Here is a 22722-nt window from a genome sequence, read left to right as displayed (position 1 = left end):
CGCCCGCAGCAAAACCCTCTAGGGCAGGGGAATGAACGCCCTTTTCCTCGTCATGGCGGGCGGTGCCGTCGGGGCCGCGCTTCGCTTTCAGCTCGGACGTCTGTCCCTGCACGTGCTTGGCCCAGCCTTTCCATGGGGTACGCTGGCCGCCAATCTGCTGGGTGGACTGCTGATGGGCATGCTGGCGGGATGGCTGGTGCGCGCGTCAGTTGGAAGCGGCGAATCCCTGCGGCTGCTGCTGGGTGTGGGTGTACTCGGGGGCTTTACGACATTTTCCGCCTTCAGCCTTGAGACGATCCTGATGATCGAACGTGGCCAGATAGCCATGGCCTTCGGCTATGTACTCGTATCAGTGATCGGGGCGCTCGCGGCGCTTGCCCTCGGCCTGCTCGCCGCGCGGAGCATCGCATGACCGACCGCAAGCCGCCTGCCCGGCCCAAAAGCCCGGCGAAGTCCGGTACACGGGGTCGCGGAACCGGGCCGTCCTTCCCCGGTGCCAAAGCGGGCGGCAGGCCCGGCAGCAGCTTCGGCGCGAAAAAGCCCGTCGGCAAGAATACGACCTTTGCAGCGGGCAAGTCCGCCAAGCCCAAAGCGGCCGCCAAGCCCGCAGCCTCGCAGACGGCCAAGCTGACCCCGCCGCAAAAGACGCCCAAGCCTGCCGGGGTAACGCTGGACGTCCGCCAGTTCCGCGTGGCGGCGGACGACGACGGCATCCGGCTTGACCGCTGGTTCCAGCGGCATTTGCCCGATGTCGGCTTCAACATCGTCTCGCGCTGGGCACGGACCGGACAATTGCGCGTCGATGGAGCCCGCGCGGCACCCGGCGATCGCATAACCGAAGGCCAGACGATCCGTGTCCCCCCCGCCGAAGCCAAGGCACCGCGCCCCGACAAGCCCGCGCGCGCCGGACGCCGCATCACCCTGACCGAAGACGAAATCGCTTTCGCCCAGGATATGGTGATTTATCGCGACGAACAGGCGATCGTGCTGAACAAGCCGCCGGGCCTCGCGACACAGGGCGGCACGAAAACCGACGCGCATGTCGACGGCCTGCTCGATGCGCTGATGTTCGAGGGCGACCAGCGTCCCAAGCTGGTCCACCGTCTCGACAAGGATACGTCGGGCGCGCTGCTCGTCGCCCGGTCGGCACGCGCCGCGGGCTATTTTGCGAAGGCCTTTTCCAGCCGCACCGCACGGAAGATCTATTGGGCGCTGGTCGTCGGCGTACCCGATGTACGCGACGGGATAATCGAGTTGCCGCTCGCCAAACAGCCGGGCACCGGCGGCGAAAAGATGCATGTGGACGAAAAGGACGGCCTGCCCGCCCGCACGCGCTATCGCATCATCGAGCGCGGCGGAAACCGCACGGCCTGGGTCGAGTTGCAGCCCTTTTCCGGCCGCACGCACCAGTTGCGCGTGCATATGGCGGCCATTGGCCATCCGATCGTCGGCGACGGCAAATATGGCGGGAAAGACGCGTTCCTTTCGGGTACGATCAGCCGCAAGATGCATCTGCATGCCCGGCGCATCCGCATCGACCATCCCGACGGCGGCAAGGTGGACGTGCTGGCCGAACTGCCCGATCATTTTCGCGAAAGCCTGGAGGATCTGGCGTTCGACATGGCGCTGGGCGACATGCCGCTGGACGAGGAAATCGACACCACGCCCACCCGCGAGGACGAAAAGAAGTTCGCCCGCCAGCATGCCAAGGCGGTGCGCAAGGAACGGCGCGGCGAACGGCGCGGGCGCGGAACGCGGTGAGGCGCTGACGGCGATGCATCCCGACCCCGCCTTCGCCTGGAAAGACAGGGCCGCGATGCGCGCGCTGGTCGAAAGCGTCGGCTTCGGGACGCTGTTTGCCGAAACAGCCGAAGGACCGCGATGCGCGCAGGTACCTGCCTTGTTTCTGGATGAGGACCGCATCGGCTTTCACCTGTCGCGCCACAATGCCCTGGCGCAGGAACTGGCGGGGCGCCGCGCGCTGTTCGTGGTTCAGGGACCAAATGCTTATGTAAGCCCGGACTGGTACGGCATGGCCGATCAAGTGCCCACGTGGAACTATGCCGCGGTCGAGCTGGACGGCATGGTCACCGCGATGGACAGGGACGCGCTGATTGCCCTGATCGACGGCGTATCGGCCCATCACGAAGCGCGGCTGGCCCCCAAGGCCGTCTGGACGCGGGACAAGATGCGCGAGGGACTGTTCGACCGGATGCTTGGCGGCGTCACGGGCTATGCGCTACATATTACCCAATGGCGTGGCACGCTGAAAGCCGGGCAGAACAAGCCGCAGGCGGCGCGGGCAGCCGTCGCCGAGATGCTGGCGCAGCGCGGCGAAAGCGGCATGGCGGCGCTGATGCAGGCTGGCATGCCATGAACCGTCCGCTGGCCCTGTTCGACTGCGACGGCACGCTGGTGGACAGCCAGCACAGCATCTGTGCGGCCATGGTCCGCGCATTCGACGCGGCGAGGCTGACACCGCCGGACAGGCCGACCATCCTGTCCGTCGTCGGCCTGTCGCTGCCGCATGCCATGGCGAAGCTGCTACCTGACGCGGATGACGCCTTTCACCACCATATCGCCGACCAGTATCGCGATGCTTTCCGCACGATGCGCACCGAAGGCGATGTGGTCGAACCGCTATACGACGGCATCGGCGATCTGCTCGATCGGCTTAGTGGGCAGGGCTGGCTGTTGGGTGTAGCCACGGGCAAGTCGGATCGTGGCTTGGCGCTGTGTCTCACACAGCATGGCATCATCGACCGGTTCGTGACCCTGCAGACCGCCGATCGTCATCCATCGAAGCCCAATCCCGCCATGCTGATGGCGGCGATGGCCGAGGCGGACGCCGCGCCGGAGACCACCGTGATGATCGGTGACACAACCTATGACATCGACATGGCGATCGATGCCGGGGTGCGCGCGATCGGCGTCAACTGGGGCTATCATAGTCCGGCGGAGCTGCTGGCCGCAGGCGCCACTGCCGTAGCGGTGGACAGCGAAGACCTTGGCCGCCATATCGGCACGCCATGACGGAACCGGACCATCCATTGCCCGATATCGATCGTGACAGCGATCGCGACAGGGCCGCGCGGCAACGCCTGCTGGCGATCAATCTGTTCCGCCTGTCGGGCGTGTTCATCCTGATGTTCGGCTTTCTCATCATGATGCAACGCTTTGGCTGGGTGCAGGGGCAGAACGCCAAGATCATGGGCGCGATCATCGCGACGGTCGGCATGGTCCAGACGATCATCGTGCCGCGAATGCTGTTGCGCGCGTGGCGTAGCCCGCCAACCGACTGAGGCTGCGTGTGAAGCGATTTTACCGCAATGCCGATACCCAGCGAGACGAGGACGGATGGCAGGTGCTGCTCGACGGCCGGGCCTTGCGGACCCCTGCCCGCGCCAGCCTGATCCTGCCGAACGACGCAATGGCTGAGGCCATTGCAGCCGAATGGCGGGCGCAGGGCGAAACGATCGACCCGGCCCGCATGACGGCGACGGGCTTTGCGAATGCCGCGATCGATCAGGTCGCGCCACATCGCGGGACCTTTGCGGCGGAAGTGGCGCGTTATGCACAAAGCGATCTGCTCTGTTACCGGGCGGACGGACCCGCTTCGCTTGTCGCGCGGCAGGCGTTACTGTGGGACCCCTGGCTCGACTGGGCCAGGCAGCGATATGATGTCGCCTTCCGCGTGACGCACGGCATCATGCATGTGCGGCAACCGGACGAAACGCTCGACCGGCTTGCCGCCGCCGTCGGGGCCTGTGACGATTTCACACTGGCCGCGCTGTCCACGATCGTCAGCCTGACCGGATCTCTGGTGCTGGGGCTGGCGATCGTCGATGCACAGGCCGACGCCGAAACCATCTGGCAGGCCGCCGAGCTGGATGCGATATGGCAGGCCGAACAATGGGGCGAGGACGCACAGGCACAGCAGCAGGCGGCAGCGCATCGCGCCCAATTTGACGCAGCGGTCGCTTTCTGTAGGATAGTTCGAGGTTGATGGTCAGCGGATCGTCACGCCATTTCAAATCGTTACGCATGCGTGCCGGACCCCGAACGGGTGCGCATGCCCCCGCAGAGGAGACCCATGCGTTGACCAGAGCTATTATTGCAGCTTTCATGATTGGCTTGTCCGTGCCGGCGATGGCGCAGGACGCCGCTCCGGCCACCCCGGCCGCCGCGCAAATGACCCCGGACCAGGTGACCGCTTTCAACAAGGCCGTAGCCGATTTCACGGCGGCACAGGCCGCGCAGCAGGGCGGCGACAATGCCGGTGCGTTGGCCAAATATGAGGCCGCACTGCCCGCTATCTGCACCGCCGTGCAGGTGCAGCCCGGCAATATCGATAATGTCAATTTCCTCGCCAATGCGCTTTATGCCGCCGCCGCCGCCGCGGGGGCGCAGCAGCAGATCGACAAGACACTGGCGCTTTATGAGGAAAGCGTGCCGCATTGGCGCACCGTCGTAGAGGCCAAGCCGACCGACGCGACCAGCCGCAACATCCTGGCTGGCATTCTTGTCCAGCTCGGCAATGCGAAACTCGCCAAGCAGGACAAGGCCGGGGCCGCGCCACTTTATGCCGAAGGGCTTGCGCTTGCGCGCAAATCCTTCGCGGAAAATGCCAGCGACTCCATCGTCAAGAACCTGCACCTGAGCGCGCTGATCGGTGCCAGCCAGACCAGCGAGGACGCCGCCATCAAGACCGAGGCAACCACGACCGCCAAGGCGATGCTGGCCGACGGATCGGTCGATGCCGTCAACAAGCCTGCGGCGCAGGCGCTGGCAGGGATAACGCCCGGCGCATAAGTCGGCTTCCCGCTGTAACGCGTGCCAAGCGACCCGCCGCCTCAGGGCAGCGGGTCGTTGTCTTTGGGCAGCGGCGAACCGAAGCTGTCCGCGACGATCGGATGGGGCTGGTTATCGACAGGGGCGGCCGTGGCGATCGCCGGGACGTCAGGCATGAACTTTGCCGCTATCACCCCCGCCAGCACCAGCGCGACGAAGTCGCTGAAGCCGAGATAGAGGTAGAATCCCCAGGGTGCATGATTGAAAATCGGCTGGCCGATATGCATCCAGAGTGTTGCCGCCATCGCAAAAGCGACCGCCGCGCGTACACGCGTGGGCGCATCGCTCGCCACAAGACGCAGTGCCATCGCAATCAGTACACCGACCGCGAGGGCGAGGATCAGGCCGCCGATGAGCGCCTCACCATCGAGCGAGGGGAAACCGCTGGTGTTGAAATTGACCTGGGCGATCGGTCCCTTGCCATAGAGGATCGTGCCTTCCCTCGTGGTCGTCGAGGGGATCAGGTAGACGCCGGTGCCCGTCGGCGTGAGCGCCTGGGCCAGCGCTGCCTGGAGATCGGTGCTCGCCTGCGCGTCAGCCGTCGAATAGGCGATGTTGGCAAGCGGGGTGCCCCAGAATACAAAGCTTGTCAGAAACAGGGCGAAGCCGCCAAGCAGGCCGCCGAACAAAGTACGAAACATGGACGAAAATCCTTCCTCTCGTGCCGCATGGGCTGACAGGAAAACACCTTGTCGCCTAAATCTATCCGTTCAACGCGATCAACTTTATCCAACTACCTGAAATTACGCCGATAAAGGTCAATCGACTTCGCCAGTAGCCTTGCCAAGCTTTCGAATGAAGCCAATGAGGCCGGTCTGGCGGCTGCGCTTCATGCGCTCCGCCTCAAGGATGGTGCGCACCTTCTGGAAGCAGATGTCCGCATCGTCGTTGCACAGCACATAATCATAACCGTCCCAGTGCGCGATTTCCCCTGCGGCGCGGCTCATCCGGCCTTCGATTACCGTTTCGCTGTCGGTCGCACGACCACGCAGGCGACGCTCAAGCTCCTCGATCGACGGCGGCAGAATGAACACGCGGACAACGTCGCCCCCGGCGATCTGGTGCAACTGCTGCGCGCCTTGCCAGTCAATGTCGAACAGCACATCACGGCCAGACTTCAGCATCGCCTCGACCGGCGCGCGCGGCGTACCGTAGCGATGACCGAAGACATGCGCCCATTCGAGAAACTCATGATCGGCAACCATCTGCCGGAAAGCGGGAAGATCGACGAAATGATAATCCCTGCCGTCAACTTCACCCGGCCGCATAGGTCGCGTCGTGGCGGAAACCGACATGACAAGCGTGGGATCCGCAGCCAGCAGCTTGCGCGCGATCGTCGATTTCCCTGCACCCGACGGCGACGACAACACGAAGAGTAGCCCGCGACGCTTGAAGCCATGCGGATCGCCGGGGCGATCGTTCAGGGAGATATCGGCCATGCCTGCTACTGGCGCGGGCGAAACAATCCGTCAATGGTCTCGATTATGCCGCGACCGGTGCAACGGCTGAGGTCAGACCTTCAACCGCGCGTCGGACACAGCAGGGGCACCCTGAGCGGTGGGCAAGGGATGCGCCGCCGCGCCGTTGGGCAGGCTGTTGGCCTCGGGCGCCGACAGTCCGTCCTTGGTGGCCGTCGCATGCGGACCAAATGCGTCAATTTCACGCTTCTTCTTCAGCAGCTTGTGCGCGACATAGCCTCCACCGAGCAGGAGCGCGCCCATCGGCGAGCGCGCGATGATCCGCGTTGCGGCCATGCCCGCGACCAACCCCAACACGCCGGACGATTTGCCGGTGTCCGCAGCGATCCGTGTACCGATCACCGTGGCAGCGACCTTGCGAAAAATGCTCATGCTGGTTCTTTCCCTGTGTGCTGCCATGGATAATGTATAGCGCGCGGCCGTGGTTCCGGAAAGGCGCGGATTTATGCGTCGGCGGCGGTCAGACCATGTCCTGCGGCCGCACCAGCCGGTCGAAGGTCGCTTCGTCGACCAGACCGAGCGCCAGCCCTGCCTCGCGCAGCGTCAACCCTTCGTGATGGGCATGTTTGGCAATCCTCGCAGCATTGTCGTAGCCGATTTCCGGGGCCAGCGCCGTCACCAGCATCAGCGACCGATCGACCAGTTCGGCAATGCGCGTTTCGTCGGGCACCAGGCCATCGACGCAGCGTTCGGCAAAGCTTGCCATGCCGACCGCGAGCAGATCGATCGAACGCAGGACATTCGCGCCGATCAGCGGCTTGAACACGTTGAGTTCCAGATGCCCCTGCATCCCGCCGACCGTCACTGCCTGATGATTGCCGATCACCTGCGCCGCGACCATCGTGAGCATCTCGCACTGCGTCGGATTCACCTTGCCCGGCATGATCGAGCTGCCCGGTTCGTTGGCGGGCAATGCCAGCTCACCAAGCCCCGAGCGCGGGCCCGAGCCAAGGAGACGGATGTCGTTCGCGATCTTGGTCAGCGCGACGGCAAGAGTCGACAACGTCCCGGAGAGCTGCACCAGAGGATCGTTGGAGGCCAGCGCCTCAAACTTGTTGTCGGCGGTACGGAAGGGCAGACCGGTCAGCGTCGCGATTTCGGATGCTATGGCGACATCGAACCCGACAGGTGCATTGAGACCGGTGCCGACCGCGGTGCCGCCCTGGGCCAGCGCCATCACGTCGTTGATGACCGCCGCCTCGATCCGCCCCCGGCATCGGGCAAGCTGATGCGCATAGCCCGAAAACTCCTGCCCCAATGTCAGCGGCGTCGCATCCTGAAGATGCGTGCGGCCGATCTTCACGATTCCGGCCCATGCCGTCGCGTGCGAGGCAAGCGCGCCATGCAGCCGGTCGAGCGCCGGCAGCAGCGATTGCATGACGGCGAGCGCGGCCGCGACATGCAATGCGGTCGGGAAACTGTCGTTGGAGGATTGCGCCATGTTCACATGGTCATTGGGATGGACCGGCGCCTTGCCGCCGCGCGCGCCGGTGCGCATTTCGTTGGCGCGCCCGGCGATCACTTCGTTGACGTTCATGTTGGACTGAGTGCCGCTCCCCGTCTGCCAGATCACCAGCGGGAACTGGTCGTCATGATCGCCCGCGATCACCTCTGCCGCTGCGCCCTCGATCGCATCGGCCAGCACCGCATCCAGCCCGCGCGCACGATTCACCCGAGCCGAAGCCTGCTTCACGATCGCAAGGGCATGGATAATGCCGATCGGCATCCGTTCGGTCGCGCCGAAGGGAAAGTTTTCGATGCTCCGCTGCGTCTGTGCGCCCCAATAGGCGTCTGCTGGCACCGCTATCGCGCCGATACTGTCGGTTTCGGTGCGGGTATCCGTCATGCTGCTGCGCTCCTGCGAACTACGTGGGCACGCATGTGGGGCGGCGGAAAGCCCTGCGCCAGCCTTATTTCTTCTTCCCGAAATCAACCGTCACGACATTGGAACCATCTTCTGCGACGACCGCCGGGCCATCATTTTCGGCGGCTTCGTGATGTTGCGGATCATCACCTTGGTCCTGCACCTGGAATTGCAGCGCGAAATTGACGGCCGGATCGACAAAGGCGCTGATGGCCGCGAACGGAATGACAAGATGCGACGCGATCTGATTGAACGTCAGGCTCACCTCGAACGCCTTTGGCCCCACTTTCAAATCCCAGAACTTGTTCTGGAGCACGATGGTCATATCGTCGGGGAAACGCTCGATCAAGCTGCGCGGTATTTCGACACCCGGCGCCTGCGTCTTGAAGGTAATGTAGAAATGATGGCCGCCGGGCAGACCGCCGGACCGCTCGACTTCGCCCAGCACCCGGCCGACTACGGCGCGCAGGGCCTCCTGCACGATTTCGTCATATGGAATCAGACTGTCGGGCAGCGTTTCACTCATGGGCCATCTTCCTAACGCTGCTAGGCGGCGGGTCAAGGGACGTTGGCGGCGTACAGGCCACGCGCTGCGGAATCATTGCGCACGCCGCGGCAGACGCTATAGGGGCGCGATGCGCATCGCCGAAATCCATCGCAAGACCGCAGAAACGTCGATCGACGTGGCCGTCAACCTCGACGGCAGCGGCACCTATACGGTATCGACCGGCATCGGCTTTCTCGACCATATGCTCGAACAGCTCTCGCGCCATTCGCTGATCGACCTGAATGTTGCGGTCGTCGGCGATCTGCACGTGGACCAGCATCACACGACCGAGGACAGCGCGATCGCGATCGGCGAGGCCGTGTCGAAGGCGCTGGGCGACCGCAAAGGCATCAGTCGTTTCGGCTCGGTCTATTCGCCGATGGACGAAACATTGACCAGAGTGTCGCTCGACATTTCCGGGCGGCCCTATCTGGTGTGGAAGGCGGCATTCTCGCAGCCGCGCCTGGGCGAGTGGGATACGGAACTGATTGAGCACTGGTTCCACAGCTTTGCGCAATCGGCGGGCCTGACGCTTCATGTCGAGACGCTCTATGGCAGCAACAATCACCATATCGTCGAGAGCTGTTACAAGGGGCTGGCCCGCGCGCTGCGGCAGGCGGTCGAGATCGACCCGCGCAAGGCGGACAGCATCCCTTCGACCAAAGGCATGCTGGGCGCGGGCTGAACGGACCGCTGCCCTGCACGAAAAGGACCGTCGCCATGTTCATCATCGCCCTGCACTACACAGCAACGCTCGAAGAGGTCGACGCCCATCTCGACGCGCATGTCGCCTGGCTGCATCAGGGCATTGCCGACGGCTGGCTGATGATCGCGGGGCGGCAGGTTCCGCGCACCGGCGGGATATTGATCGCGCGGGGTGACCGCGACGCGATCGTTGCGAAGGCTTCCACCGATCCCTTCGTCGTGCATGGCGTCGCGGACGTGACGGTGACCGAGTTCACGCCAAGCATCGTGGCGCCGGGGCTGGATGCCCTGGCGGGATGATTGCCCTGATCGACTATGGCGCGGGCAACCTCCATTCCGTTCATAACGCGCTGATTCAGGCAGGGGCAGGGGACGTCGCGGTGACCGCCGACCCTGAGACGGTGCGGAGGGCAGACCGCATCGTCCTGCCCGGAGTCGGCGCGTTTCGCGCCTGCCGCGATGCGCTGGTCGCGATCGACGGCATGGTCGAGGCGATGGACGAGGCAGTGTTTCGGCGCGGCATGCCGTTTCTGGGGGTCTGTGTAGGCATGCAGCTGCTGGCGGACGCCGGCGAAGAGTTCGGGCGGCATGACGGGCTGGGCTGGATTCCCGGCACGGTCGAACGAATCGTGCCTGCGGACAGTACTGCGAAAGTGCCGCATATGGGATGGAACGACGTGAAGGTCGCGCGCAATCACCCGCTGTTGGCACAGGGCGAGGCGTATTTCCTGCACAGCTATCACTTCACCGCCGCCGATCCGGCCGATGTCGCGGCGACAACCGACCATGGTGGGCCACTGGTTGCCGCCGTCGCGCGCGGCCCCATAATGGGCGTGCAATTTCATCCCGAAAAGAGCCAGCGTTACGGTCTTTCCTTCCTTTCGCGCTTTCTGGAGTGGCGGCCATGAGCCTGATCGTCTTTCCCGCCATCGACCTGAAGGCCGGTCAGGTGGTCCGTCTGGCCGAAGGGGACATGGACCGGGCCACCGTCTATGGCGACGATCCTGCCGCGCAGGCCCTGGCGTTTGCGCAGGCAGGGGCCGGGCACCTGCATGTCGTCGATCTTGACGGCAGCTTCGCCGGGCATGCGGTGAATGCCGATGCCGTCGAGCGGATTGTCGAGGTCTTCCCGGGTCACGTCCAGCTTGGCGGTGGCATCCGCAATCGCACGGCGGTCGAACACTGGTTTGACCTTGGCGTATCGCGCGTCGTGATCGGCACGGCCGCGCTGAAAGATCCCGATTTCGTCAAGGCGGCGGCCCGTGACTTTCCGGGCGGCATTGTTGTCGCGGTGGACGCACGCGATGGCTTCGTCGCGACCGATGGCTGGGCCGAAAAGTCCGATATGCCGGTCGCCGATCTGGCCCGGAGGTTCGAGGATGCAGGGGTTGCCGCGCTGCTCTTTACCGATGTCGGGCGGGACGGGTTGCTCAAGGGCTGCAACATCGACGCGACAGTGGACCTCGCACGGCAGACCGACATTCCGGTGATCGCCAGCGGCGGCGTGGCGGGCATTGCCGACATTCGTATCCTGAGCCTGCATGCCGAAGAAGGGATAGAAGGTGTTATCACCGGGCGGGCGCTGTATGATGGTCGTCTGGACCTGAAAACGGCGCTGGCGATCGCGGCGGCGGCGGCATGACCGGGCGACTCTGTTGCTCCCTTTGGATCGAAGGCGTGCGCCGATGACGGTCCGCACGCGCGTTATTCCCTGTCTCGACGTCGCCAACGGACGGGTGGTGAAGGGCGTCAATTTCGTGGATCTGGCGGATGCGGGTGATCCCGTGGAGCAGGCGCGGCTGTATGACGCGGCGGGCGCGGATGAGCTGTGTTTTCTCGATATCACGGCCAGCCATGAGGCGCGGGGTACGATCCTGGACGTGGTGCGGCGCGTCGCTGAAGTCTGCTTCATGCCCGTGACGGTCGGCGGGGGCGTACGGACGCCGCAGGATGCGCGCGCGCTGCTGCTGGCGGGGGCGGACAAGGTCGCCGTAAACAGTGCGGCCGTCGATCGGCCCGCAGTGATCGCCGACATCGCAGACCGTTTCGGCAGCCAGTGCGTCGTCGCGTCGGTCGATGCGCGACGCGTGGGCGATGGGCGGTGGGAAATCTTCACCCATGGCGGGCGGCGCGCAACGGGGATCGATGCGCTGACCCATGCGGTGCGACTGGCGGAGCTGGGGGCGGGCGAGTTGCTCGTCACCTCCATGGACGGCGATGGGACGCGAGCGGGCTATGATCTGGCGCTGACACGGGCGATCGCCGATGCCGTGACGGTGCCGGTGGTGGCGAGCGGCGGGGTGGGCACATTGCAGCACCTGGTCGACGGCGTGGTCGAAGGGCACGCCAGCGCCGTCCTTGCCGCCTCCATCTTCCACTTCGGGCAGCACAGCATTGGAGAAGCCCATGCCGCGCTGGCGGCGGCGGGCATTGCCGTGCGGACGCCGCTCTTGACCCCGCCGGGCGAAGGCGCACTATGAACAGCATGTCCGACACACTCGCCCGACTGGAAGCCACGATCCGCGCCCGCCGCACCACCGATCCCGCCAGCAGCTATGTGGCCAGGCTGACCGCGCAGGGCCGCGCAAAAATCGCGCAGAAGCTGGGCGAGGAAGCGGTCGAGACGGTGATCGCGGCGATGGCCAATGATCCGCAAGCCGTGACGTCCGAAGCCGCCGACTTGCTGTTTCACCTTATCGTGCTGCTGGCCGACATGGGCGTGTCGCTCGACGATGTCTGCGCAGAGCTGGACCGACGCGAAGGCGTGTCGGGCATCACGGAAAAAGCGGCACGTCCCCGGGAATAACGGCCACAGGAACAGCCATGCCCATCGATCCGACTCTACCTTATGACGACACCAACATCTTCGCCCGCATCCTGCGCGGCGAAATCCCGTGCGGGAAAGTGTATGAGGACGATCATGCGCTGGCCTTTCACGATATCAATCCGCAAGCACCCAGTCATATTCTCGTGATTCCCAAAGGGGCTTATGTCAGCTGGGACGATTTTTCGGCGCGGGCGGCGGACGCCGAGATTGCCGGGTTCGTCCGCGCCGTGGGGCACGTCGCGCGGGCGGCCGGGCATGTGGAAAGCGGCTACCGTCTGCTGGCGAACATCGGGCAGGACGGCCATCAGGAAGTGCCGCATCTGCATGTGCATATCTTTGCCGGGCGACCGCTGGGGCCGATGCTGGCGTCATCATGAACCGCTGTTACGCGCGATAGTTTGTTACGCTTCGGTGTAACATGCTTGCACGATAGGCTTGCGCGGGCGGATTTAGGCGATAGTCTCGTTACCCATATCAGGGAGGCGCGCTGTCTGGCGCGCCACGAGACACAGGAAGACCCCATTTCATGATCTTCGGGCGCATAAAGTCTCTCGATGCGATATTGGCAACAGCGGAAAAGAAATCGCTGACCCGGTCTCTCGGCGCGTTTCAGCTCACGATGCTGGGCATCGGCGCCGTCATCGGCACCGGCATTTTCGTCCTTACGGCGGAAGCGGCGCAAAAGGCAGGGCCGGGCATGATGCTCTCCTTCGTGATCGCCGGATTCGTCTGCGCCGTGGCGGCGCTATGCTATGCGGAAATGGCGGCGATGGTGCCGGTTTCGGGTTCCGCCTACACCTATAGCTATGCGGTGATGGGCGAACTGATCGCCTGGATGGTCGGCTGGGCCTTGATCCTGGAATATGCGGTTGCGGCAGGGGCCGTTTCCGTAGGCTGGTCGGGCTATGTCGTCGGATTGCTGGAAAATGCGCTGGGCATCGACATTCCCGATCTTCTGGTACGTGGCCCCTATGACGGCGGTCTTGTCAACCTGCCTGCCATGGGCATTGCGGGGCTGGTAACCTGGCTGCTCGTGATCGGCACCAAGGAGAGCGCGGCGGTGAACGCGGTCCTCGTGGCGATCAAGGTAACGGCCCTGACCCTGTTCGTCGTCCTGGCCGTTCCAGTCATCAACATGGAGAATTTCACGCCGTTCTCGCCGCTCGGCTTTGCCGGCGTGTCCGCTGCGGCTGCATCGATCTTCTTCGCTTATGTCGGGTTCGATGCGGTATCTACAGCCGCGGAGGAAACCAAGAATCCACAGCGCAACATGCCGATCGGCCTGATCGGATCGCTCGGTATCTGCACCATCTTCTACATTCTGGTTGCCGCAGGCGTAATCGGCAGCGTCGGCGCGCAGCCGGTTGCGGGGCCGGAAGGGCAGATACTGGCCCCCGGCAGCATCGAATTGTCGCAGCAATGCGCCGCGCTTGCTTCGGCCGGCAAGGAAGCAGTGGTCTGCTCCAAAGAGGCCCTGGCGTGGACGTTGCGCGAAATCGGCTGGCCGCAGATCGGCAATCTCATCGGCCTTGCCGCGGGCCTGGCGCTTCCCTCGGTCATCCTGATGATGATGTTCGGCCAGACCCGCATTTTCTTCGTGATGAGCCGCGACGGTCTGCTTCCGGCAGTATTCTCCAAAGTGCATCCCAGGTTCCATACGCCGCATGTCATCACGATATTGACCGGCATCTTCGTGGCGCTGTTCGCGGCATTCTTCCCGGTCGGCAAGCTGGCGGATATCTCCAATTCGGGGACTTTGTTCGCCTTCGCCGCCGTGTCGATCGCGGTACTGATGCTGCGCCGGACCGATCCGTCACGTAAACGTCCGTTCCGTACTCCGGCGATCATGATAACGGCGCCGATCGCTGTCGCGGGCTGCCTTTATCTGTTCTGGAGCCTCGGTGTCGAAACCAAGCTCATGTTCGTGGGCTGGGCGGTGATCGGCCTGATCGTTTACTTCGCCTACAGCTACAAGCGCAGCCATGTGGGCCGGGGCCTCAACGAAGTGCACGAGACCGACGCCGACATCCCGCCGCAGCCCGTGCCGCCGATCACCTGATCCCGGCGGTACACCGGAACAAAAGCCCCGCGGGAGCGATCCGGCGGGGCTTTTTGCTATCGGGGCGGCAGCGAAGCGCCGTGACGCAGCGCAGAGAGGCCGGGCCGCGTGAACAACTTGCCGCGTTCGGCCCATGTCACGATCAGCAGAGCGGCCGCGCCATAGCCGAAAAAGCCGAGCGCTAGTGGCAATGTCGTGCCGTTGAACTGCGACCCGATGAACGCGCCCAACAACGCCGAGAGGATCGTCGTCAACCCGGCCTGGAATGACGAGGCCATGCCCGCGCCACGCGTGAACGGTTCCATCGATATGGCCCCGAAATTGGAGCCGGTGAACGCGAAGCTCAGCATTGTCATCGCCTGAAAGGCGATGAAGCTTGCCATGGTTTCGAAGCCCGCCCAGGCGACCAGCGCATGGCAGCCGGAAATCAGGATGAGAACCATCAGGGACCCCTGACTCAGCCTGCGGGCGCCGACGCGCTCCACCAGATGACTGTTGAGAAAACTGCCGATCCCCATGAAACCGGCGATGCCGGCGAAGGCCAGCGGGAACAAGGCTTCTTCATGAAAGACATCGAAGAATATCTGCTGCACCGACGTGATGAAACCGACCAGCGCGCCCATCACAACGCCACTGGCGGTCATATAGCCAATGGCGCTGCGATGCGTCACGACGCTGCGCAATGTCTGTGCGAGATCGGCTGCTCGTATCTCCACGCGATTGCGCGGGTCGAGCGTCTCGGGCAGTCGAACGAGCATCCAGGTAACGATAATGGCGCCGATGATGAGCAGCGCGCCAAAAATCCATCGCCACGGCGCAATCAGCAGTACCGCCTGCCCGAATGCCGGTGCGAGGATCGGCACGATCATGAACACGATGAAGATCAGCGACATGATGCGCGCCATCCGATCGCCCTGAAAACGGTCGCGCACGATGCTGATGGCGATCACGCGGCTGGATGCGGCAAAGAAACCGCAGGCGAAGCGGCCGACAAGCAGCATCGCGAAGCTGTGCGATAGTGCGCAGAAGCCTGTGAAAATGACGAACAGGCCAAGGCTGATACCCATCACCGGCTTGCGCCCGAAGCGATCAGATAATGGCCCGTAAATCAGCGATCCAAGCCCGAGACCCATGAAATAGGTTGTGATGATCCACTGCCGGTCGTTTGGACTGGCGATCGACAGCGACTCGCCGATGGCGGGCAAGGCGGGCAGCATCGGATCGATCGACAGCGCATTCATCGCCATCAACGCCGCTATCAGCGCCACGAACTCCTTGAATCCCAGCGGGAAAGGACGCTCAGTGGCAGGAGGCACTTCATGCTGCATTGCAGCGATATGTGCGTTCGGGCACCGATTGGCCAGCCCATTTTCACCAGGGTAGCGGGTTTATGCAGGATCGAGCGCGATGTTGTCGATCAGGCGTGTGCCGCCAATCCGCGCGGCAGCGAGTAGGCGGGCAGGTCGGTCGAGCCGGTCCATCGGGCGCAGCGTTGCCGCATCGCACAGGGCAACATAGTCGACCGAAGCGAAGCCATGGCCGAGAATCAGGGCTTCTGCGGCCTCCAGCGCGTCGCGGACCGCCACGCCCCTGCCGATCTGGCGGGCTGCCTCGCCAAGGGCACGGGGCAGGGCGAGCGCATCCTTGCGCTCCTGCTTGGTAAGATAGGCATTGCGGCTGGACAGTGCGAGCCCATCCTCAGCCCGCTGCGTCGGGACACCGACGATAGATATGGCCATGTCCAGATCGGCGACCATCCGCCGGATGACGGCAAGCTGCTGAAAATCCTTTTCCCCGAACAGCGCCACATCGGGCGCGACCTGGTTGAACAGCTTCGCCACGACCGTGGCAACGCCGTCGAAATGGCCGGGCCGCGCGGCACCGTCCAGCCCTTCGCTGACGCCCCAGATCGACAGATTCGACGCAAAGCCTGGCGGATACATGACATCAATCGGCGGCGCCCACAGGATTGCGACGCCTGCGTCCGCCAGCATCCGGCTATCGCTCGCTTCCCGTCGGGGATAGGCCGCCAGATCCTCATTGGGGCCAAATTGCCGCGGATTGACGAAGATCGATGCGACGACATGATCGGCCTGCCGCCGGGCTTCCATGACCAATGCCATATGCCCGTCATGCAACGCCCCCATGGTCGGCACCAGCGCAATGCGACCACCATCGGCGCGCAGCCGGGATAGGGCCGTACGAAGGGCGGGAATGTCACGCAGGATTTGCACGCGGCGGGTGGCTCCGATAAGGGCGGGAGGATGCGATGTCGCTAGGGCCGGAAGCCCCGGCGGGTCAAGAATCAAACAATCACACGCACAATGGAACAGGGAAGCGCAGGTCCAATGGCAAGCCACACGGCGCACACCATCGTCTTTGCCAATGAAAAGGGCGGCACCGGCAAATCGACGACCGCCGTTCATGTCGCCGTGGCGCTGGCCAGCCAGGGGCACAAGGTCGGCATGATCGATCTCGATCCGCGGCAGCGGACAGTGACGCGCTATATGGAAAATCGGGGCGAGACGGCGCGGCGGCGCGGCATCCTGTTGCCCGCGCCGGACTTTGCCGTGCTACAGGGCGACAGCCTGGATGCGCTGGCGGAAGAGGCGGCCGCCGTGGCGCTGGGCAAGGATTTCCTGATCGTCGATACGCCGGGACGCGACGACATGTTCGCGCGCGCCATGGCCGCACAGGCGCACACGCTGGTGACGCCGATGAACGACAGCTTCGTCGATTTCGATCTGATCGGACAGGTGGATGCGGAGACATTCAAGGTCAAAAGACTGTCCTTTTATTCCGAGCTGATTTTCGAGGCGCGCAAGAGCCGTGCGAAAGCCGACGGCGTGTCGATCGACTGGGTTGTCCTGCGCAACCGCGTTCAGCATCATGACGCGCGCAACAAGAAACGCGTCGGCGATGCGCTGACCGAATTGTCCCGCCGGGTCGGCTTTCGCGTGATACCGGGGCTTTCGGAGCGTGTTATCTACCGCGAACTGTTTCCCTCGGGCCTCACCCTGCTAGACAAAGGGCATCTGGGCGAACTGGGCGTCAGCCACATCGCCGCCAGGCAGGAACTGCGCGAGATGGTGGCCGGCCTCGCCCTTCCGGCCGTGGTGCAGGACAATGAAGGCATGACGGCAGAGATGATCCGGGCGGCAGAGGCTGATGAACGCCATAACGCAGCCATGACCAGCGACGCCTGATGGGCTTCTTCGCTCTCATCGTTATCGGCTTCGTCGGCTGGCTGCTATGGACGGGACGGTTGCAACGCATGACAGCGAAAGATGGCGTGATGCTGGGCATTGCGGTGGTCGGCGCGGTTATGGCCGCCAAGGGCAAGCCGCTGATCGGCGCCATCCCCTTGATCGTGTCGCTGGGCTATGCCGGTCTCAAGCTGCGCAAACCAGCGCCCAGAGCGTCACATCCGGTTGCGGCTGCCGACGTGGCCGAGGCGCGGGCGCTGCTGGGCCTTGGGCCATATGCCGATGCCGAAGCGGTGCGCGCCGCGCATCGTCGGCTGATTGCAACGGTCCATCCCGACAAGGGAGGGACAGAGGCGCTGGCGGCCAAAATCAATGCTGCGCGCGATCTCTTGTTGCGGCATGAAGCTTTGACGAAACCCCCGGCCGAATCGTCTGATCCCTAGTCGCGAAACCCGTTTCATCAACTTAACCCCACTCATCCGACCTATCTCCAACGACAGGATTTTGCATGACGCACGCCTTTCATCCCACATCCCTGCGCGAATATGACATTCGCGGCATCATCGGCGAAACACTTGGCGAACAGGATGCCTATGCCATAGGCCGCGGCTTCGGCACGCTGATTGGCCGAGCCGGTGGCCGGAAGGTCGCCGTTGGCTATGATGGCCGTGTCAGTTCGCCGATCCTGGAAGCGGCCCTGGTCAGCGGACTCAACGACAGCGGCATTCACGCGGTGCGGATCGGCGAGGGACCGACGCCGATGCTATATTATGCCGAGGCCGTGCTGGATGTGGACGGCGGCATAGAGATAACCGGCAGCCACAATCCCGCCAACTACAATGGCTTCAAGATGGTGTTCCAGGGTCGTCCGTTCTTTGGCGCGGATATTCAAACCCTCGGCACGATGGCGGCGCAAGGTGACTGGGATGATGGCACCGCAGGCTCCGAAAGCGTCGACATCATGGACCAGTATGTCGCGCGCCTTGTCGAGGGATTTGATGGCGCGGCCTATCGCATCGGCTGGGATGCAGGCAACGGCGTGGCCGGACCGATCGTCGAGAAGCTGATCAAGCTGATCCCGGGCGAGCATCATACGCTGTTCACCGATGTCGACGGCAATTTTCCCAATCATCATCCCGATCCCACCGAAGAGAAGAATCTGGCCGATCTGAAGGCGTTAGTCGCGGAAAAGAAGCTCGATTTCGGTGTGGCCTTCGATGGCGATGGGGACCGGATCGGTGCAATCGACGGCGAAGGCCGGGTCATCTGGGGTGATCAGCTGCTCGCCATTTATGCCGAGCCGGTATTGAAGGAACTGCCCGGCGCCACGATCATCGCCGACGTCAAGGCCAGCCAGGCGCTGTACGACCGCGTCGCCGAACTGGGCGGCGTGCCGCTGATGTGGAAGACGGGACACAGCCTCATCAAGTCGAAAATGAAGGAAACTGGTAGCCCGCTAGCAGGCGAAATGAGCGGCCACGTGTTCTTCAAGCATGAATATTACGGCTTCGACGATGCGCTGTACGCGGCTGTTCGCCTGATTCGCGCGGCAACGGCGCTGGGCAAGAGCGTGACGCAGTTGCGCGGCGAGATGCCCGCGATGGTGAATACGCCGGAAATGCGCTTTCAGGTTGACGAAAGCCGCAAGTTTGCCGTGATCGACGAAGTGCTCGCGCGATTGAAGGCGGCAGGTGCCACCGTCAACGACACGGATGGCGCACGCGTCAATACGCCCGATGGTTGGTGGCTGCTGCGCGCGTCCAATACCCAGGATGTGCTGGTTGCACGCGCTGAGGCCAAGGACGAAGCGGGTCTGGCGCGTCTTATGGACCAGATCGATTCGCAATTGGCAGAATCGGGTCTGGCACGGGGACCGCAAGCGGCACATTGAACCCGCGGGGGGCAATATCGTGTCGAAAAACCTAGCAGAAATATCAGGTCACTTCGTTGCTTTCCCTTACGGAAGTCTAGCATTTAGGTAGACTTGCATTTTTTGCAATCGTTGCTTCGTTTTTCGCATTTGCGGGAACAACTGTTGCGATGCACAACAATCGGGCCTTTCAGGCATCCTCTCCTAAAACTTTTCAGGCCGTCCCTCGGGGCGGCCTTTTTTTGCGTCGTGCGGCAAGTCGTTTGCTTTGTACGACGGATGCTTGCGCGCTGTGGACGGTGCGTTAAGCTGCACCGATGCACCACGTCCTGCTGCGCTCCGCTTTGGCGATTCTCTTGTTAGTCGCTGCCCCTGCGCAGGCCCAGATGTCGGCCAATTCCGCCCCGATCATAGCCCCGCCAGACAGCTGGGTCATGCCGCTCCCGCCCGCAGAAGCGACCATCAAGACCGGCAAGAAGACCGCCGCGCCTGCAACAGGCTTGCCTGCCACCCTGATCAGCCTGGACATGCAAGCGCGCTTTACGGCGGAAGGCAGCGCCCGTTATGCCGCCAGCAGCGTACGGATCGAAACGCCGCAGGGGCTGGCCGCGCTGGGCACTGTGAGCATTCCCTGGTCGCCCGACACCAGCAGCCTGACAGTGCATCGGCTGGCCATCCGGCGCGGCGCGGAAACGATCGACATTCTTGCCAACGGCCAGACGTTCACTGTCTTGCGGCGGGAAAACAATCTGGAAGCAGCAATGCTGGACGGTGTGCTGACCGCCACGATCCAGCCGGAAGGATTGCAGGTCGGCGATATTCTGGATTTTGCCGTGACCATCACGACGCGCGATCCGGTTCTGAAGGACCACAACGAACTCTTTCTGGGTCCGATCGTCACCGGACCGGCGACGCGGCTGACGCTGCGGGCGAGCTGGGCGGACAACCGGCCAGTCCGATGGCGCAAAAGCGCAACGCTTCCTGATCTGCGCGTCACCAAGACGCGGGGTGAAACGATCCTCTCTCTGGACGTCACCGGTCTGCCGGAGATTGCCTATCCCAAGGGCGCGCCGGGTCGATTCAATCCGTTGCGGTTTGTCGAGTTTTCCGATTTTGCCCAATGGGGCGACATCGCAGCCCTGATGATGCCGCTTTATAAAGAGGCCGCGACGATACCTTCTAGATCGCCGCTGGCAGCGGAAGTCGAAAAGATTCGCGCAGCCCACAGTGACCCGGCGGGCCGCGCCGGGGCGGCGCTGAAACTTGTGCAGGACCGTGTGCGCTATGTCTATCAGGGCATGAACAGCGGCAATCTGGTGCCGGCGGATGCAGCCACGAGCTGGGGGCGCCGATTTGCGGATTGCAAGGGCAAGACGGCGCTGCTTCTCGCGATGCTCCACGCGCTCGAGATCGATGCGGAACCGGCGCTGGTCAGTACCAATCTGGGCGACGGGCTGGATGCACGCCTGCCGCTGGTCGGCCTGTTCGACCATATTCTCGTACGCGCGCAGATCGCGGGCAAGACATATTGGATGGATGGAACGCGCACCGGTGATCGTGGCCTCCAGAGCCTGTCTGTTCCACCATTTCAGTGGGCGTTGCCGGTACGGGCGGACGATAGCCGCCTGGAGCGGCTGGACCAGATGCCATTAAGCGAGCCGACAGAGCATACTGAAATCCGCGTCAATGCTACGCGGGGCATTTCCCTGCCCGCACCTTTCGAGGTGGACCAAATCGTGCGGGGCGATCAGGCTGTGGCGCTCAAGGCGCAGCTCGACACGATCGCGCCGTCTGAACGCGAAAAGACGCTCAAGGCCTATTGGACCAAGCAATACAGCTTCGTCACGCCGGAACTGGTCGACTGGACCTTCGACACGGCGACGGGCGTGTTGCAACTCACCATGGACGGCACGGCCGATCTCGACTGGACGAGCAGCGGCTATGAGCTGGACGGGGCAGGGCTGGGGTGGTCGGGATCGGACTATGCGCGAGACCCCGGCTATGGCGCCGACGCACCGGTGCGGCTGTCCTTTCCGCAATACACCAGCTCAAGAGAAACGATCCGGCTGCCGTGGAACGGCAAGGGCTTTACAGTGACCGACGCGGATATTGACAAGACCGTCGGCGGTTTTGCCTTCCACCGGAAGGTCGGCATAGTCGACGGCGCGGTCGTCATGGAAGCGTCGAGCCGCAGCCTGCAACCGGAGATCCCGCTGGCGGAGGCGCTGATCGCGGCGAAGGAATGGGAAGCGATGAGCAAGGTGCGGCTGTTTGTGAACACGGCAGGGCATTATACGCGCACCCCGGAAGAAACAGCCGCCATGATTGCCCGCAAGCCGGAAACGGCACAGGATTTTTTCCGACGTGGCAACCTGTTTCTGGACCAGGGCGATTATCCTGCCGCAGTCGCCGACTTTTCTGCGGTCTTGGAAAAGACCCCTGACGATAACAACGCGCTGGCGCATCGCGGCATGAGCCTCGCAATGGACGGCAAGCTCGATGCCGCGCAGGCTGATCTGGACAAGGCAGGCGCAAAGGACGCCAGCAATTTTGTCGTGCAGCACGGTCGCGCAGCCCTCGCGGCGAGGCGCGGCGACTTCCCATCAGCCATCGCGTCCCTCAGCCGCGCAATCGATCTTCGCAAGGACAATCGATACGCCTTGTTCCAGCGCAGTTCCGCTTATGCATTGCTGGGCGAGACGGAAAAAGCCCTGGCCGACATTGATCAATTGCTGACATTATCGCCCGGTGCCGGAGACAGCATTTCGCGGAAGATCACCATTCTTTCGTGGGCCGGGCGTCCTGAGGAGGCACTCGCCTTTATGGACACGCAACGCAAAGCCGATCCGGACAATGTTGCGCTGCGTATCGATCACGCCATGCTACTTGCCAGAAACGAAAGGTCTGCGGAAGCACGCGACGCCTTCGCAGCATTGCGTGTGAAGGCGGGCAACAGGGCAGGCGAGCGCAACAGCCTGTGCTGGTCAGCCGCACTCGCCGGGTTCGATCTCGATCAGGCGGATGCCGACTGCACGGCAGCGATTAAAGCGGCGCCTGATAGCAGCGCAATAGCCGACAGCCATGCCTATGTCGCGTTGCGCCAAGGGAATAATGCGCTGGCGATCAGCCGCTATTCGGCTGTGCTCGCCAGACAGCCGCGGCTCGCGCCATCGCTCTATGGCCGCGGACTGGCGAAAATGCGCAATGGCGATACGGCCGGTGGCACGGCCGACCTTGGTGCGGCGCGCATGATCGATCCTTATGTCGCGCTGACCTTTCTTGAAAAGCCTGAGACGCCCTGATCCACTGCATGGC

Annotated in this window: 26 protein-coding genes; 19 read left to right on the top strand and 7 right to left on the bottom strand. The window is 63.4% G+C overall.

Translation table 11 applies throughout. The features are described 5' to 3' along the window. The first annotated feature begins 31 nt into the window (after positions 1 to 31). The 7 genes from crcB to ENE74_RS04670 all read left to right on the top strand — a co-directional run bounded on the left by crcB (position 32) and on the right by ENE74_RS04670 (position 4812). Entirely contained in the window at positions 32 to 412 is a 381-nt protein-coding gene (crcB, locus tag ENE74_RS04700; protein ID WP_127689422.1) for a fluoride efflux transporter CrcB, read from the top strand. Further along, positions 409 to 1761, top strand: a complete 1353-nt coding sequence (locus tag ENE74_RS04695) for an RluA family pseudouridine synthase (RefSeq protein ID WP_127689421.1) — start codon at positions 409 to 411, stop codon at positions 1759 to 1761. The genes crcB and ENE74_RS04695 overlap by 4 nt, the downstream gene beginning before the upstream one ends. Then, positions 1703 to 2377, top strand: coding sequence for an FMN-binding negative transcriptional regulator (locus tag ENE74_RS04690; protein ID WP_241241819.1), 675 nt, complete (start codon positions 1703 to 1705; stop codon positions 2375 to 2377). The genes ENE74_RS04695 and ENE74_RS04690 overlap by 59 nt, the downstream gene beginning before the upstream one ends. Next, positions 2374 to 3033 (top strand): HAD-IA family hydrolase, encoded by a 660-nt coding sequence (locus tag ENE74_RS04685; RefSeq protein WP_127689420.1) that lies wholly within the window; start codon positions 2374 to 2376, stop codon positions 3031 to 3033. The genes ENE74_RS04690 and ENE74_RS04685 overlap by 4 nt, the downstream gene beginning before the upstream one ends. Beyond that, positions 3030 to 3302 (top strand): hypothetical protein, encoded by a 273-nt coding sequence (locus ENE74_RS04680; RefSeq protein WP_127689419.1) that lies wholly within the window; start codon positions 3030 to 3032, stop codon positions 3300 to 3302. The genes ENE74_RS04685 and ENE74_RS04680 overlap by 4 nt, the downstream gene beginning before the upstream one ends. Before the next feature lie 8 nt (positions 3303 to 3310). Continuing rightward, positions 3311 to 4006: an ATP12 family chaperone protein gene (locus tag ENE74_RS04675; RefSeq protein WP_127689418.1), complete on the top strand. Its 696-nt coding sequence runs from the start codon at positions 3311 to 3313 to the stop codon at positions 4004 to 4006. A gap of 143 nt (positions 4007 to 4149) precedes the next feature. Further along, positions 4150 to 4812, top strand: coding sequence for a hypothetical protein (locus ENE74_RS04670; RefSeq protein ID WP_241241818.1), 663 nt, complete (start codon positions 4150 to 4152; stop codon positions 4810 to 4812). 41 nt (positions 4813 to 4853) lie between these two features. Here ENE74_RS04670 and ENE74_RS04665 read toward each other — a convergent pair whose 3' ends face one another. From ENE74_RS04665 to ENE74_RS04645, 5 genes are all read right to left on the bottom strand, one after another. Further along, entirely contained in the window at positions 4854 to 5492 is a 639-nt protein-coding gene (locus ENE74_RS04665; RefSeq protein ID WP_241241817.1) for a hypothetical protein, read from the bottom strand. Positions 5493 to 5609: 117 nt separating this feature from the next. Then, positions 5610 to 6290, bottom strand: a complete 681-nt coding sequence (gene gmk / locus ENE74_RS04660) for a guanylate kinase (protein ID WP_127689417.1) — start codon at positions 6288 to 6290, stop codon at positions 5610 to 5612. Between the two features lie 72 nt (positions 6291 to 6362). Then, entirely contained in the window at positions 6363 to 6701 is a 339-nt protein-coding gene (locus ENE74_RS04655; RefSeq protein ID WP_127689416.1) for a hypothetical protein, read from the bottom strand. Between the two features lie 88 nt (positions 6702 to 6789). Further along, positions 6790 to 8175: a class II fumarate hydratase gene (fumC, locus tag ENE74_RS04650; RefSeq protein WP_127689415.1), complete on the bottom strand. Its 1386-nt coding sequence runs from the start codon at positions 8173 to 8175 to the stop codon at positions 6790 to 6792. Positions 8176 to 8239: 64 nt separating this feature from the next. Continuing rightward, positions 8240 to 8719 (bottom strand): SspB family protein, encoded by a 480-nt coding sequence (locus tag ENE74_RS04645; RefSeq protein ID WP_127689414.1) that lies wholly within the window; start codon positions 8717 to 8719, stop codon positions 8240 to 8242. A gap of 109 nt (positions 8720 to 8828) precedes the next feature. Here ENE74_RS04645 and hisB point away from each other — a divergent pair, with 109 nt between their 5' ends. The 8 genes from hisB to ENE74_RS04605 all read left to right on the top strand — a co-directional run bounded on the left by hisB (position 8829) and on the right by ENE74_RS04605 (position 14331). Then, positions 8829 to 9425 (top strand): imidazoleglycerol-phosphate dehydratase HisB, encoded by a 597-nt coding sequence (hisB, locus tag ENE74_RS04640; RefSeq protein ID WP_127689413.1) that lies wholly within the window; start codon positions 8829 to 8831, stop codon positions 9423 to 9425. 35 nt (positions 9426 to 9460) lie between these two features. Then, the gene (locus ENE74_RS04635; RefSeq protein WP_127689412.1) at positions 9461 to 9745 is read left to right on the top strand and encodes a YciI family protein; all 285 of its coding nucleotides are present in this window, start codon (positions 9461 to 9463) and stop codon (positions 9743 to 9745) included. Beyond that, positions 9742 to 10353 (top strand): imidazole glycerol phosphate synthase subunit HisH, encoded by a 612-nt coding sequence (gene hisH, locus ENE74_RS04630; protein WP_127689411.1) that lies wholly within the window; start codon positions 9742 to 9744, stop codon positions 10351 to 10353. Before ENE74_RS04635 ends, hisH begins: the two co-directional genes overlap by 4 nt. Next, positions 10350 to 11087, top strand: coding sequence for a 1-(5-phosphoribosyl)-5-[(5-phosphoribosylamino)methylideneamino]imidazole-4-carboxamide isomerase (hisA, locus tag ENE74_RS04625; protein ID WP_127689410.1), 738 nt, complete (start codon positions 10350 to 10352; stop codon positions 11085 to 11087). Before hisH ends, hisA begins: the two co-directional genes overlap by 4 nt. 43 nt (positions 11088 to 11130) lie before the next feature. Further along, positions 11131 to 11925 (top strand): imidazole glycerol phosphate synthase subunit HisF, encoded by a 795-nt coding sequence (gene hisF / locus ENE74_RS04620; RefSeq protein ID WP_127689409.1) that lies wholly within the window; start codon positions 11131 to 11133, stop codon positions 11923 to 11925. Positions 11926 to 11930: 5 nt separating this feature from the next. After that, on the top strand, positions 11931 to 12251 hold the full coding sequence (locus ENE74_RS04615) for a phosphoribosyl-ATP diphosphatase (protein ID WP_127689585.1): 321 nt from the start codon (positions 11931 to 11933) through the stop codon (positions 12249 to 12251). Positions 12252 to 12268: 17 nt separating this feature from the next. After that, entirely contained in the window at positions 12269 to 12649 is a 381-nt protein-coding gene (locus ENE74_RS04610; protein WP_127689408.1) for a histidine triad nucleotide-binding protein, read from the top strand. A 149-nt stretch (positions 12650 to 12798) separates the two neighbouring features. Next, the gene (locus ENE74_RS04605; RefSeq protein WP_127689407.1) at positions 12799 to 14331 is read left to right on the top strand and encodes an amino acid permease; all 1533 of its coding nucleotides are present in this window, start codon (positions 12799 to 12801) and stop codon (positions 14329 to 14331) included. Positions 14332 to 14387: 56 nt separating this feature from the next. Here ENE74_RS04605 and ENE74_RS04600 read toward each other — a convergent pair whose 3' ends face one another. After that, positions 14388 to 15659, bottom strand: a complete 1272-nt coding sequence (locus ENE74_RS04600) for a multidrug effflux MFS transporter (protein WP_241241816.1) — start codon at positions 15657 to 15659, stop codon at positions 14388 to 14390. 60 nt (positions 15660 to 15719) lie between these two features. Then, entirely contained in the window at positions 15720 to 16565 is an 846-nt protein-coding gene (gene panC, locus ENE74_RS04595; protein WP_127689406.1) for a pantoate--beta-alanine ligase, read from the bottom strand. A 114-nt stretch (positions 16566 to 16679) separates the two neighbouring features. Here panC and ENE74_RS04590 point away from each other — a divergent pair, with 114 nt between their 5' ends. The 4 genes from ENE74_RS04590 to ENE74_RS04575 all read left to right on the top strand — a co-directional run bounded on the left by ENE74_RS04590 (position 16680) and on the right by ENE74_RS04575 (position 22709). Further along, positions 16680 to 17537: a division plane positioning ATPase MipZ gene (locus ENE74_RS04590; RefSeq protein ID WP_127689405.1), complete on the top strand. Its 858-nt coding sequence runs from the start codon at positions 16680 to 16682 to the stop codon at positions 17535 to 17537. Beyond that, on the top strand, positions 17537 to 17980 hold the full coding sequence (locus ENE74_RS04585; RefSeq protein WP_127689404.1) for a J domain-containing protein: 444 nt from the start codon (positions 17537 to 17539) through the stop codon (positions 17978 to 17980). The genes ENE74_RS04590 and ENE74_RS04585 overlap by 1 nt, the downstream gene beginning before the upstream one ends. Positions 17981 to 18045: 65 nt before the next feature. Further along, the gene (gene pgmG, locus ENE74_RS04580) at positions 18046 to 19428 is read left to right on the top strand and encodes a phosphoglucomutase/phosphomannomutase PgmG (protein ID WP_127689403.1); all 1383 of its coding nucleotides are present in this window, start codon (positions 18046 to 18048) and stop codon (positions 19426 to 19428) included. A 413-nt stretch (positions 19429 to 19841) separates the two neighbouring features. Then, complete coding sequence (locus tag ENE74_RS04575; RefSeq protein ID WP_164847375.1) at positions 19842 to 22709, top strand: DUF3857 domain-containing protein; 2868 nt, start codon at positions 19842 to 19844, stop codon at positions 22707 to 22709. Positions 22710 to 22722 lie beyond the last annotated feature (13 nt).

This window comes from Sphingobium algorifonticola (genome assembly GCF_004005485.1).
Lineage (GTDB): Bacteria > Pseudomonadota > Alphaproteobacteria > Sphingomonadales > Sphingomonadaceae > Sphingobium > Sphingobium algorifonticola.
This window is presented reverse-complemented; position numbering and strand designations above follow the sequence as displayed.

Coding starts and splice junctions, on each gene's coding strand:
- crcB (WP_127689422.1), top strand. CDS start 32: ATGAACGCCCTTTTCCTCGTCATGGCGGGCGGTGCCGTCGGGGCCGCG.
- ENE74_RS04695 (WP_127689421.1), top strand. CDS start 409: ATGACCGACCGCAAGCCGCCTGCCCGGCCCAAAAGCCCGGCGAAGTCC.
- ENE74_RS04690 (WP_241241819.1), top strand. CDS start 1,703: ATGCCAAGGCGGTGCGCAAGGAACGGCGCGGCGAACGGCGCGGGCGCG.
- ENE74_RS04685 (WP_127689420.1), top strand. CDS start 2,374: ATGAACCGTCCGCTGGCCCTGTTCGACTGCGACGGCACGCTGGTGGAC.
- ENE74_RS04680 (WP_127689419.1), top strand. CDS start 3,030: ATGACGGAACCGGACCATCCATTGCCCGATATCGATCGTGACAGCGAT.
- ENE74_RS04670 (WP_241241818.1), top strand. CDS start 4,150: ATGGCGCAGGACGCCGCTCCGGCCACCCCGGCCGCCGCGCAAATGACC.
- ENE74_RS04665 (WP_241241817.1), bottom strand. CDS start 5,492: ATGTTTCGTACTTTGTTCGGCGGCCTGCTTGGCGGCTTCGCCCTGTTT.
- gmk (WP_127689417.1), bottom strand. CDS start 6,290: ATGGCCGATATCTCCCTGAACGATCGCCCCGGCGATCCGCATGGCTTC.
- ENE74_RS04655 (WP_127689416.1), bottom strand. CDS start 6,701: ATGAGCATTTTTCGCAAGGTCGCTGCCACGGTGATCGGTACACGGATC.
- fumC (WP_127689415.1), bottom strand. CDS start 8,175: ATGACGGATACCCGCACCGAAACCGACAGTATCGGCGCGATAGCGGTG.
- ENE74_RS04645 (WP_127689414.1), bottom strand. CDS start 8,719: ATGAGTGAAACGCTGCCCGACAGTCTGATTCCATATGACGAAATCGTG.
- hisB (WP_127689413.1), top strand. CDS start 8,829: ATGCGCATCGCCGAAATCCATCGCAAGACCGCAGAAACGTCGATCGAC.
- ENE74_RS04635 (WP_127689412.1), top strand. CDS start 9,461: ATGTTCATCATCGCCCTGCACTACACAGCAACGCTCGAAGAGGTCGAC.
- hisH (WP_127689411.1), top strand. CDS start 9,742: ATGATTGCCCTGATCGACTATGGCGCGGGCAACCTCCATTCCGTTCAT.
- hisA (WP_127689410.1), top strand. CDS start 10,350: ATGAGCCTGATCGTCTTTCCCGCCATCGACCTGAAGGCCGGTCAGGTG.
- hisF (WP_127689409.1), top strand. CDS start 11,131: ATGACGGTCCGCACGCGCGTTATTCCCTGTCTCGACGTCGCCAACGGA.
- ENE74_RS04615 (WP_127689585.1), top strand. CDS start 11,931: ATGTCCGACACACTCGCCCGACTGGAAGCCACGATCCGCGCCCGCCGC.
- ENE74_RS04610 (WP_127689408.1), top strand. CDS start 12,269: ATGCCCATCGATCCGACTCTACCTTATGACGACACCAACATCTTCGCC.
- ENE74_RS04605 (WP_127689407.1), top strand. CDS start 12,799: ATGATCTTCGGGCGCATAAAGTCTCTCGATGCGATATTGGCAACAGCG.
- ENE74_RS04600 (WP_241241816.1), bottom strand. CDS start 15,659: ATGCAGCATGAAGTGCCTCCTGCCACTGAGCGTCCTTTCCCGCTGGGA.
- ENE74_RS04590 (WP_127689405.1), top strand. CDS start 16,680: ATGGCAAGCCACACGGCGCACACCATCGTCTTTGCCAATGAAAAGGGC.
- ENE74_RS04585 (WP_127689404.1), top strand. CDS start 17,537: ATGGGCTTCTTCGCTCTCATCGTTATCGGCTTCGTCGGCTGGCTGCTA.
- pgmG (WP_127689403.1), top strand. CDS start 18,046: ATGACGCACGCCTTTCATCCCACATCCCTGCGCGAATATGACATTCGC.
- ENE74_RS04575 (WP_164847375.1), top strand. CDS start 19,842: ATGCCGCTCCCGCCCGCAGAAGCGACCATCAAGACCGGCAAGAAGACC.